Origin of the sequence: Streptomyces varsoviensis, assembly GCF_000718635.1 — a bacterium.
In the GTDB taxonomy this organism is placed as follows: Bacteria; Actinomycetota; Actinomycetes; order Streptomycetales; family Streptomycetaceae; genus Streptomyces; species Streptomyces varsoviensis.
The window spans coordinates 1-10,667 of the sequence record NZ_JOBF01000006.1 but is presented as its reverse complement, the minus strand read 5'-3'; the positions used below and the strand labels follow the sequence as shown (position 1 = coordinate 10,667).

Below are 10,667 nucleotides of genomic sequence, written 5' to 3'. Positions count from 1 at the left end.
TGGCAGGGTCAGGCTGGAGCGCGCGGGCCGATGCAGACTGGATGGCATGAGCAGTGACGGCGTGAGTAGCGACGGCGTGAGCAGCGAGGGCGCGAGCAGTGACGGCGCGAGGGTGAGAGGGACGGCATGAGGGGGCCGGCATGAGAGAACGCGGCCGCCTGGGGGACTTCCTGCACGCCCGGCGCTCCCAGTTGCGCCCCGCCGACGTCGGCCTGAAGGACTACGGCGACCGGCGGCGCGTGGCGGGCCTGCGCAGGGAGGAGCTCGCGCTGCTGGCGGGCGTCAGCGCGTCGTACTACACGCGGCTGGAACAGGGGCAGGCCGCCGGCGCGTCCCCCGAGATCCTGGACGCCGTCGCCCGCGCGCTCTGCCTCGATGAGGCGGAGCGTCGGCACCTGCACGACCTCGCCGACGCCGGCCGCCGACGCGTCCCGGCCCGCCGGCCCCGGCCCGAACACGTGGGGGCCGAGACGCTCGACATGCTGCACAGCCTGGCGGCCGTCCCGGCGATGGTGACCGGCCGCCGCGCGGACATCCTCGCGTGGAACCGGCTCGGCCACGCCCTGTTCGCCGCGCACATGGACTTCGACGGCCCGCGGCGGGCGGCCGACCGGCCCAACCTCGCCAGGATGCTCTTCCTCGACGCCCACACCCGCGAGCTGTACGCGGACTGGGAGGGGAAGGCCAAGGGGACGGTCGAGAACCTGCGGCTGCTCGCCGGGCGCTACCCCGACGACACGCTCCTGACCTCCCTCATCGGGGAACTCACCGTCAGGAGCGAGGAGTTCGCCGCCATGTGGGCCGGCCACCGGGTGCAACCCTGCACCGTCGCCCGCCACGAAATGCACCACCCCCTCGTGGGCACCCTCACCGTCACCCACCAGAGCCTCCACCTCCCCCAGGCCGAGGACCAGACCCTCACCCTCGCCACCCCCGAGCCCGGCTCGCCCTCCGAGGAGGCCCTGGCGCTCCTCGCCCAGGCCACGTCCGGGACCAGTGGCCCGGCGGCGGCCCCGTCTTCAGAGAAGGGGCGGGCCGTGCGGGAGGGGCACTCCCTTTAAGCTCCGTTCAAGGGGGGCGCTGGAGCGCGTACGGGCGTACGGAAGGTTCCGCGCTCCGAGGCCCGCCCCTGCGCCCCGGTGGGTGCCGGCCGCGCCGGGGGGGAGCGCTCGGCGCGTACGGCCGCGGCGTGCCCGGCCCGTACCGTACGCCCTCACGCCCGCACGTCCTCTGCCTGCCTGCGGCCCCTCCTACCAGCGGGCCGGTTCCCGCCCGTCCACGGCGAAGACGCTGCCGTCCGGGGCCGCCGCGTAGACGCGGCCGTCGGCCACGACCGGGGCGGGGACCAGTTCCAGGTAGCCGTGCCCGGCCCGGCCCAGGCGGGGCGGGGTCTGGCCCATGAGGGTGTGGCGGGCCGTGTCCACGGCCAGGAGGCGGCCGTCGGCGGCGGAGAAGTAGAGCCGGCCCTCGGCGGCGACCAGTTGCGAGGCGTTGGCCACGGACGTCTCCAGCCGCCAGCCGTGACCGCCGCGCGCGGTGTCCACGGCCACCAGCCCGCCCTCCGCGCCCAGCAGGTAGACCATGGAGCCGCGGGTCGCGACGCTCACCGCGGCGACCGGCGCGGACAGCCGCACCCGGTGCTCGGCGCGCGTCGCCGGGTCGTAGCGGACGACGGCCGAGGTGCGGGTGTCCGGCGCGGTCGCGGTGAGGAAGAGCGCGCCGCCCGGCCCCGTACCGGCCGCCGTCAGCGCCCCTTCGCTCTCCCGCTGCCACAGCGTCGTGCCGCGCACCGGGTCGACGGCGGCGATCCGGGTCCGCCGGCCGTCCGGGGAGGGGGTGACGGCGTAGGCCACGCGCCCGTCGCCGTACGACGAGAACTGCGGCCGGGTCTGGCCCGGCACCCGGTGGCTCCAGCGCCGCTCGTTCGTCGCGCTGTCCACGGCCGTGACCGTGCCGTCCGCCGCGACCAGCAGCACCGTGTCGCCAGCGTGGTAGACCCGCCCGCCGTACGCGGACACGTCCCGGGTCCACCGCACCTGCCGCGTACGGGGATCGAGGGCCGTGAGCCGCGCGCCGTCCCGCGAGACCACCTGCACGAGGGAGCCGGAGAGGACGGGCGCGACGGGCGCGTTCGCTGTGTCCCCGGCGTCCCCGGCGTTCCCGGCGTTCCCGGCGTCCCCGGCCCGTCCGGCCCCCGGCTTCTCCGCCGGGCTCTTCCACACCACCCTGCCGTCGGCGGGGTCGATGCGGGCGGCCCGTACGCCGCGCCCGGAGCAGAACAGCGCCCCGTACCCGTACGAGCAGAACGTCGCCCGCACCTCGCCGCCCTCGGCAGAGGCCCCCTCGCCCTCGTAGACCCCCGACTCCCACGGCCGCCAGCCGGCCGCCACCGGCGTCGGACGCGCCTCGGGGCGCTCCGCGCCATCCGCCGCCTGCCGCGCCGACCGCACCGCCCACGCCGCGCCCGCCCCCACGAGGAGCAGCGCCACGGCCCCGGCCGCCAGCAGCCGCGCCCGCGGCCTGCCGCGCCGCGCGGGGGAGGGGGAAACGGGGCTGGCGTGGGCGGGAGGAAAGGAGCCGGAGGACCGCGCGAGCATCACGCGGCGAGGGGTGGACGGCTCCTCCGGGGCGCCGCCCCCGGCCCCCGCTTCCGCCGCGCTCCGCTGCACCGGCACACGCGGGAACGGCCGCGCGTCGGGGGGCGAGGCGAACGCGGTAGACGACCGTACGGGCACGTCGGGGGTCCGTACGGGCACGTCCGACGGCCGTACGGGCGAGGCGGGCGGCCCTACGGGTCCTACAGGGGCGGAACGCAACTCCGCCATCAGCGCGTCCGGAGTGGGCCGGTCCGCCGGCTCCTTGGCCAGGCAGGCGCGCACCAGCGGCACCAGCTCTTCCGGTACGCCCGTCAAGTCCGGTTCGTCGTGCACGACTTGGTAGGCCACGATGTACGGGCTCTCCGACTCGAACGGCCCGCGCCCGGTCGCCGCGTGCACCAGCAGCGACCCCAGCGCGAAGACATCGGCCTCGGGACCGACGTGGCGCGGGCGCTGGAACTGCTCCGGCGCCATGAACGGCGGGGTGCCGATCAACTGGCCGGTCTCGGTGCGCAGTTCACTGTCGTGGGGGCGGTCGTACGGGCGGGAGATGCCGAAGTCGATGACCTTCGGCCCGTCGTCGGCCAGCAGTACGTTGCTCGGCTTGAGGTCCCGGTGCACGACGCCCGCGCGGTTGATGTCGCGCAGCGCCTCGGCCAGCCCGGCGGCCAGCCGCCGCACCTCGGCGGGGTTCAGCGGCCCGTTCCGCTTCACGCGTTCGGAGAGGGTGGGGCCGGGGATGTAGAGGGTGGCCATCCAGGGCCGTACGCCGTCCGGGTCCGCGTCCACGACCGGCGCCGTGAACGCGCCGCTGACCCGCCGGGCCGCCGCCACCTCCTGCCGGAACCGCGCCCTGAACTCGGGGTCCGCCGCGTACCGCGCGTGCACGACCTTCACCGCGAGCCGCCGCCCGGAGGCCGACCGGGCCAGGTGCACGACGCCCATTCCGCCCGCGCCGAGCCGCGCTCCGAGCCGGTACTGCCCGGCGTACTCCGGATCCTCCGCTTCCGGGCCCGTCCCGGTACTGCGCAGCGGCGGCATACCCCACCCCCGTGATCTCGGCCGCGTCCACGCGACGCCCGGAGCCTAGTCGATGGTGCGTACGGTTCCCGGGAAGCGTTGCTAGCCTGCGCATGTCACCGGCCGCCGCGACCGGTTGGGGCCCCGCCGTCCGCGCGGGGCGCGAGAAACCCATGGGGGAGGGCCACATGGCGGTGGAAGAGACCGAAGAAACGAACGAGAGCGCCGAGGTGCGGAGCGAGGTGCGAGCCGCGAGCGCCGTCTACTACCCGGTGGCGCCCGGCGTGCAGCTCAACGTCCGCCGCGGCCCCAGCGCCGCCAGCCAGCTCGTCAAGACACTGGCCATCGGCTCGCGCGTACCGATCCGCTGCCAGACCCGCGGCCAGCGCGTGACCGGCCCCTACGGCACAACCGACATCTGGGACAGCATCGCCCCGGGCCAGTACGTCTCCGACGCCTACGTGAAGACGGGCAGCGACGGCTTCATCACGGTGCGCTGCTCGGGCTGACGGCGCCCTGGCCGGGCGGCGGGGCGGGGGTGCGGTTCGGCACGGTACGAGCGGCCCGTCCACTTCGACGGGACACGGCCGGGCGATAATCGAGGGCATGAGCGACGAGCGGCAGGCCCCGGACGCGGGCCCTCAGCCCACGGAGATCCGGTTCTACGGCACGACCTGGCTGAACCACGACGGCGGTTACGCGCTGCGCCGCGCCGCGACCGCGATCGGCGCCCTGGCCGCCGCCGCGGCCGGCTGCCTCGTCCTCCGCTTCGCCTTCCAGGGCGTAACGGACGCCAAGGCGGGCAGCCTGGTCAACGTCCTGCTCGTGGTGGCCTTCGCCATCTGCAGCGCGCTCGCCTTCCGGCACACCTGGACCGGCTTCGTACGCCGCCCGGACGCCCCCCTCGACGCCGCCGCCGAGAAGTCGATGCGCAGCATCCGCGTCATCGGCTTCGTCGGCATCCTCCTCGCCTACTTCTGCCGCACCCTCATCGAAGCCCCCGGCGAAAAACTCCGCCGCGCCGAGTACGAGCAAGAACGCCAACGCTACGAGCGCCGCCGCACCGCCCGCACGGGCAACCCGGCCAACAAACCCAAAAAACGCAAAACCCGGTAACCCGAACGCCCAAACGCTCCGCCCGCTGTGCCTAGCAGGAGCCGCCAGCCCCGCCCCACCGGCAACACACCCAGAACGACCGCCAGCCCGGCTCGTACGCCGAGCCCCCACTGAACCGAACCGGTCACGCGCCCCGCCCCGCACAGTAGGGACGAGCCCCTGGCCGTCCGACGCCCTCTGGCGCCCCTAGCCACCCGGTCAGGCGAGGCGCCGAGACCACGAGCCACGCGCCCGGGCCGGCTGGCCGTCCCGGCCCGTCTCTGAGGCGGGGTGGGCACCAGCCTTCGTCTCAAGCCGGGCGGTAGACCTACCGGTCGCAGGTGCGGGTGGGGCCGTAGGATCACCGGCCCCGTGCGGGTCAGGCGGTTACTCCCGTACTCCCGATCTGCCCGCGGAGACGCGACGGTCGTACACCCCGCCCCGCGTAGGCGAGGCGAGACTGCTGGGCCGCCTCCTTGGCCAGGGCGGCCGCGCGCCCATCCGTTGCCTCGGCTGACGCGGTCTGGCGCCCCTCGCTATTCGGTCAGGCGAGGCGCTGAGACCACGGGCCACGCGCCCGGGCCGGCTGGCCGTCCCCGGCCCGTCTCTGAGGCGGGGTGGGCACCAGCCATCGACTCAAGCCGGGCGGCAAGTCTCTTGGCCGTCGGCTCAGGCGGAACCACAGGCCCATCAGCCCCGCTCGGGCGACAGGGGGCGGCCGCCGCCCCCTGAGGCCGGGGCGGGCAGGACCCGGCTCCCCCCGACTTTTCCGGGCTCAAGCCCGTCGGCGGGCGCCGCTCATCGCTCCGATCAGGCCGACCGCGCCGGCGACCAGGGCCGCGCGGCCGAGGCCGTCCCAGAAGCTGCTGAAGAAGCCCTCGCTCGTCAGGATCTGGCGCATCAGGAAGTCGCTGACCAGCAGCGCGGCGGCGGGCACCAGGGCGACCCGCCAGGGGTGGGCGCGGGCCCAACGGCGAATGCGGTGGTCGGCGGCGCTGCCGCCGCGGCTGCCGAGCGCCGCGCCCGCGCCGCCGACCAAGAAGAACAGCATCAGCGCGAGGGACAGCGAACCGGCCACGGCGCCGAGGCCGAAGTCCCCGACGACCGCGTCGAACCCGAGCGACACTCCGCCGCCGAGCGCGCCGACCGCCGCCGCGGTCCGCCACGGACCGAGAGTGGCCGAGGCCACGGCCAACTGCCGCTCCTCGGCACGGGATACCTCACCTGAACGGTATGAACGACTCATACCGCCACGGTCCCGCCGCCCCGCCGCGAACACCATGGGGGAAGACCCTGACCGCCTCCGGAGTTCCCCGCCCTCCCACATCCGGGTCGCCCTCCGCCCCCCGACCGAAGCACCCGGCCCATACACCCACCCGAAGCCCACGACGCACCCCGCCGCCGCGGGCCCGCGCCGAACATGCGACGCGCTCCGGCCGAGCCGGCGCCGGACGCAGGCGCGCCCCCACGTCCTTCGGCCGTCCTCGGCCTCGCCCCCAGGCCGCCCCGCCGGGGCCTACCCGGCTGAGCAGGCCTGTGGCCGTCCCTCCGCGGGCCCGCGCCGAGCGTCCGGCGTGCTCCGGCCCAGCCGACGCCGGGTCCAGAAGCGTCCCCGACGTCCTTCGGTCGCGTACGTACGCAGCCTCGCCCCCGGCGAGGTGCCCTCAGGCCGCACCCCCGCGCGTCCGCACCGAGCACGCCGCGTGCTCCGGCCAAGCCAACGCCGGGCTGCCCCGGGCGTTCTTCGGCCGCGTAGGCACCAGGCCTCGCCCCCGGTGAGGTACCCGAGGCCGCACCGCCGGAGGCCCCCACCCGGCCGAGCAGCCCGTGGCCGTCCCTCCGCGAGTCCGCGCCGAGCATGCGACGCGTTCCGGCCGAGCCGGCGCCGGATTCAGGCGCGCCCTGACGTCACCCGTCCGCGTAGGCACCAGGGCCTCGCCCCTGGCGAGGTACCCCAGGTCGTGCCGCCGGGCCTCCGCCCGGCTGAGCGGGCCCGCCGTCGTCCCTCCGGCGACGGCGGGCCCGTGCGGTCATGTGGCGGCGGTCACGCCTCCGAAGGCAGCGCCTTCAGGGTGGCTGCCGGCCCGGACGCGGCCGGAGCGTGGCGTTCTGCCCAGGTTTCCAGGGCCACGCGGCACGCGTGGTCGGCGTGGCGCAGGCCGCTGAGGTCCAGCTCCACGCCCCGCTCGCGCGGTAGCGAGTGCGTCAGTTTCTCCAGTTCGTCGAGCAGCTTCGGCAACCGCAGGAAGTTCGCGCTGCCGAGCACTCGGACCCGTACCGTCCCGGCGGCAGCCGTCCCATCGGCAGCCGGCCCGGCCGCAGCCGGCTCACCGGACGCCGCCGTACCGGCCGAAGCGGCGCCCCCGCCGCTCACTGGCGCGTTCTCGACTCGTACGTGTACGTGCGACGTCTCCCACGCGGCCTTGGCGACCGCCATGAGGAGCCCGATGATCACGCCCTCGAACATATTGGTCGCCACGATGGCCACAGCAGTCACCATCAGCACCACGGCCTCCCCCCGATGCTGACGCCACAGCGGTCCCAGCTCGCGCAGCGGAATGAGCTTCCAGCCGGCGTGCACCAGGACGCCCGCGAGGGCGGCCAGCGGAATGACGCCCAGGGCGGCGGGGAAGAGCACCGCGAAGATCAGCAGCCAGGCCCCGTGCAGCACGCGCGACATCTTCGTCCGCGCCCCGGCCCGTACATTGGCCGAGCTCCGTACGATCACGGCCGTCATCGGCAGCGCGCCGAGCACCCCGCACACCGCGTTGCCCGCGCCCTGCGCGATGAGTTCCTTGTTGTACTCGGTACGCGGCCCGTCGTGCAGCCGGTCCACGGCCGCCGCGCTGAACAGCGACTCGGCGGACGCGATCAGCGTGAACGCGAGGACAGTGCCCAGCACCCCCACGTCCGCCAGGAGCGCGAAGTCGGCCGCGCCCGGCGGCTGCACCGAGGCGAGCAGGCCCTGGACCTCGACCCGCGCCACCGGCAGCCCGAGGACCGCCACGACGACCGTCGCCAGCGCCACCGCCGCGAGGGGCGCGGGCAGCGCACGCGCGCCGCGCGGCCAGCGCGGCCACAGGACGAGTACGGCGATCGTCCCGGCCCCGACCGCGACAGCGGTCAGCGCGGCGGAGGACCCGGCCGTGTCCACGACGAGCCCCGGCAGCGAGCCGATCTTCTCCAGCCCCCCGGCCGGAGCCTTGGCGTCGGCGAGCGCGTAGAGCTGGCCCGCGATGAGTACGAGCCCGATGCCCGCGAGCATCCCGTGCACCACGGCGACGGATATGGCCCGGAACCACCGGCCTATGCCCAGCGCCCCCATCGTCATCTGCAACAGGCCGGCGATGAGCACCAGGACGCCGAGCGCCCCGAGCCCGTACTCCCGCACGGCCTCGTAGACCAGCACGGTCAGCCCGGCCGCCGGGCCGCTGACCTGGAGGCTGCTGCCGGGCAGCAGCCCCGTCAGCAGACCGCCGACGATGCCGGTGACGAGCCCCAGCTCGGCCGGGACCCCGGAGGCGACGGCGACGCCGACGCAGAGGGGGAGGGCGACGAGGAAGACGACGAGCGAGGCGGTGAGATCGGCGCGGGCATCGGCCCGAAACCAGGGCGACCCCACGACCCGGGCGACCAAGGACCGCGCCGACGGCCCGGCGGCCCCGGCGGCCCCGGCGGGACCGGCGGAACTGGCGGAACCGGCGGAACTGTCAGAGCCCACGGACTTCGCCGACTGAGCGGCCGCCCAGGGGGAGGGGCCGTGCGGTCGGCCCCGTCGAGCACGGACTTTTCGGACACGGTTGAGCGGAGAATTCTGCATGCGGAGCGCCTCCAGCGCGCCACGGCGGCGCGCGTCGATGAGTTGCGTTACCTGGCGGGTGATGACTGAGCGGATCGGGCCCCCGTGCGGGCAGCGCGGACCGTACGAGCCGACCAACGGCCAACCGGACCAACCGGGCCAAGCCGGTGGAACCAGTCGAGCCGGCCGAGTCGGCCGAGTCGGCCGAGCCGGTCAAGGGCGCGTACGACCTGCCCGCGGCAGCCGAGAGAGCCGCCGAGGAAGCTGCCGGAAATGCCGCCGAGAAATGGGGATGCTCGGCGGGAAAGGGGCCGGCGAGGAGGGGGACAAGCCGGAAGCTGACAGAACTGTCAGCAGCGGAAGACCTGAAGAGCGATGGGCAACTCGCCGGCTCTCACGAACGGCGAGCCCGCCCGCCCGATGTCGCGCCCGCACTCCCGCGTACGGGCATGGGTGTCCCTCCCGGCACGGCCGGGGTCGGTCACGCGGCCGCGCCCGGCAAGCGGCGGCGGTACGGGCACGGCGACCGAGGACCCGGTGGCCCGACGCGTCTCGCGGCGCTCGGCCTCCTCCTCGGCCCGCTCGGTGAGCGCGGTGGAGGAGGCGGTGGGCAGCGAAGTGGCGGCGGAGACCGGAGCGACCTGTGTGGTCAGGCCGTCGACGGCCAAGAGGAGGGCGAGCAGCATCGACAGAACGGTCAGCAGCGAACGGCCGGCCGGCTGGGATGCCACGGCCATCGACCCCCCTACGGCGTGGTTGGACACTCACCTTCATTGTGTCCAAAGAACAGCGTTGAGTTGAGATTAGTCATGTAACAGCAAAATGAACTCAGGGTCACTGAACCGGAATTGACCGCTCCGTTCACGCCGGCGGACGCCCCCCAGGAAGCGCCCTCCCCGCGCGCCCCACGCCCCCTCTCCCGCCCCGCGAGCCGCCCAGCGAGCCGTCCAGCGAGCTGTCCCGCGGGCCTTCCACGAGGCGTGGCGGCCCTCCCGTCGGGCCCATCCCAGCAGACGAAACCCACGGTTCGCCGCGGAAGTGAAATGCGAGGATGGCCCGCGATACGTCCAGAGCATCGGTGAGGTGAACAGACCCATGTCCCAGAAGGTCGCAGTACTCGGCACCGGGAAGATCGGCGAGGCCCTGCTCTCCGGCATGATCCGCGCCGGCTGGTCCCCCGCGGACCTCCTGGTCACCACCCGCCGCCCGGAACGCGCCGCGGAGCTGCGCGACAAGTACGGCGTCGAGTCCGCGACCAACGCCGAAGCCGCCAAGACCGCCGACATCCTCGTCCTCGCGGTCAAACCGCAGGACATGGGCGCCCTCCTCGACGACCTCGCCCCGCACCTCGCCGAGGACCGCCTGGTCATCAGCGCGGCGGCCGGCCTCCCCACCACCTTCTTCGAGGAACGGCTCCCGGCCGGCACGCCCGTCGTCCGCGTCATGCCGAACACCCCCGTCCTCGTCGACGAGGGCATGTCCGTCATCTCTCCCGGCACCCACGCCACGGAGGCCCACCTCCAGCGCACCGAGGCGCTCTTCAACCCGGTCGGCAAGACGCTCCGCGTCGCCGAGAGCCAGCAGGACGCGGCCACCGCCCTCTCCGGCTCGGGCCCCGCGTACTTCTACTACCTCGTCGAGGCGATGACAGACGCCGGCATCCTGCTCGGCCTGCCCCGCGACAAGGCGCACGACCTGATCGTCCAGGCCGCCATCGGCGCCGCCGTCATGCTCCGCGACAGCGGCGAACACCCGGTCAAGCTCCGCGAGGCCGTCATGTCCCCGGCCGGCACCACGATCAGCGCCATCCGCGAACTGGAGAACCACGGCGTACGCGCCGCCCTCATCGCCGCCCTCGAAGCCGCCCGCGACCGCAGCCGCGAACTCGCCTCCGGCCAGGGCTGACGACACCGCCCCATACCTGCCCTTGCGGCCGCCCGCCACCGGTTTTGATGCCCGGCGACCCCTCGTGTAGTGTGCTCCGAGTTGCCGCGCGGTCCGCCAGGACAGCGGGACAACCACCTCGGCCGCACCGGCGGCACATCACTACAAGCACCGCCCCTGAACGGGATGAATTTCGGCATGCCGGAATTCGGACCACCGGCTCGATTATGAGTCGCCAGGGAAATCCGCTAACGTAGTGACCACGCCGGAAG

The 10,667-nt window shown here is 74.6% G+C and carries 8 protein-coding genes; 4 read left to right on the top strand and 4 right to left on the bottom strand.

All coding sequences use genetic code 11. The annotated features are described in order from the left end of the window. Window positions 1-140 precede the first annotated feature (140 nt). Window positions 141-1,061 carry a helix-turn-helix transcriptional regulator gene (locus IF55_RS11255; RefSeq protein WP_048831868.1) on the top strand — a complete coding sequence of 307 codons (921 nt, stop codon included), beginning with the start codon at window positions 141-143 and terminating at the stop codon, window positions 1,059-1,061. A gap of 189 nt (window positions 1,062-1,250) precedes the next feature. On the opposite strand, the gene IF55_RS11250 is transcribed toward IF55_RS11255, so the two are convergent. Further along, entirely contained in the window at window positions 1,251-3,638 is a 2,388-nt protein-coding gene (locus IF55_RS11250; protein ID WP_030893093.1) for a serine/threonine-protein kinase, read from the bottom strand. A 167-nt stretch (window positions 3,639-3,805) separates the two neighbouring features. Between IF55_RS11250 and IF55_RS11245 the strand changes: the two genes are divergently transcribed. After that, complete coding sequence (locus IF55_RS11245; RefSeq protein ID WP_030893091.1) at window positions 3,806-4,126, top strand: hypothetical protein; 321 nt, start codon at window positions 3,806-3,808, stop codon at window positions 4,124-4,126. A 97-nt stretch (window positions 4,127-4,223) separates the two neighbouring features. Continuing rightward, a complete protein-coding gene (locus tag IF55_RS11240) occupies window positions 4,224-4,733 on the top strand; it encodes a hypothetical protein (RefSeq protein ID WP_030893090.1) in 510 nt (169 codons plus the stop codon). A gap of 754 nt (window positions 4,734-5,487) precedes the next feature. Here IF55_RS11240 and IF55_RS11235 read toward each other — a convergent pair. The 3 genes from IF55_RS11235 to IF55_RS11225 form a co-directional block, all read right to left on the bottom strand. Then, window positions 5,488-5,958 (bottom strand): hypothetical protein, encoded by a 471-nt coding sequence (locus IF55_RS11235; RefSeq protein ID WP_063763960.1) that lies wholly within the window; start codon window positions 5,956-5,958, stop codon window positions 5,488-5,490. Between the two features lie 798 nt (window positions 5,959-6,756). Then, window positions 6,757-8,334, bottom strand: a complete 1,578-nt coding sequence (locus IF55_RS11230) for a SulP family inorganic anion transporter (RefSeq protein WP_030893085.1) — start codon at window positions 8,332-8,334, stop codon at window positions 6,757-6,759. Between the two features lie 527 nt (window positions 8,335-8,861). Beyond that, a complete protein-coding gene (locus IF55_RS11225) occupies window positions 8,862-9,248 on the bottom strand; it encodes a hypothetical protein (RefSeq protein ID WP_030893083.1) in 387 nt (128 codons plus the stop codon). Window positions 9,249-9,606: 358 nt separating this feature from the next. Between IF55_RS11225 and proC the strand changes: the two genes are divergently transcribed. Then, window positions 9,607-10,416 (top strand): pyrroline-5-carboxylate reductase, encoded by an 810-nt coding sequence (gene proC / locus IF55_RS11220; protein WP_030893082.1) that lies wholly within the window; start codon window positions 9,607-9,609, stop codon window positions 10,414-10,416. Window positions 10,417-10,667: the final 251 nt, after the last annotated feature.

What these genes read in the sequence shown, in the direction of transcription:
- IF55_RS11255 (WP_048831868.1), top strand. Translation starts at nt 141, where the DNA reads ATGAGAGAACGCGGCCGCCTGGGGGACTTCCTGCACGCCCGGCGCTCC.
- IF55_RS11250 (WP_030893093.1), bottom strand. Translation starts at nt 3,638, where the DNA reads ATGCCGCCGCTGCGCAGTACCGGGACGGGCCCGGAAGCGGAGGATCCG.
- IF55_RS11245 (WP_030893091.1), top strand. Translation starts at nt 3,806, where the DNA reads ATGGCGGTGGAAGAGACCGAAGAAACGAACGAGAGCGCCGAGGTGCGG.
- IF55_RS11240 (WP_030893090.1), top strand. Translation starts at nt 4,224, where the DNA reads ATGAGCGACGAGCGGCAGGCCCCGGACGCGGGCCCTCAGCCCACGGAG.
- IF55_RS11235 (WP_063763960.1), bottom strand. Translation starts at nt 5,958, where the DNA reads ATGAGTCGTTCATACCGTTCAGGTGAGGTATCCCGTGCCGAGGAGCGG.
- IF55_RS11225 (WP_030893083.1), bottom strand. Translation starts at nt 9,248, where the DNA reads ATGGCCGTGGCATCCCAGCCGGCCGGCCGTTCGCTGCTGACCGTTCTG.
- proC (WP_030893082.1), top strand. Translation starts at nt 9,607, where the DNA reads ATGTCCCAGAAGGTCGCAGTACTCGGCACCGGGAAGATCGGCGAGGCC.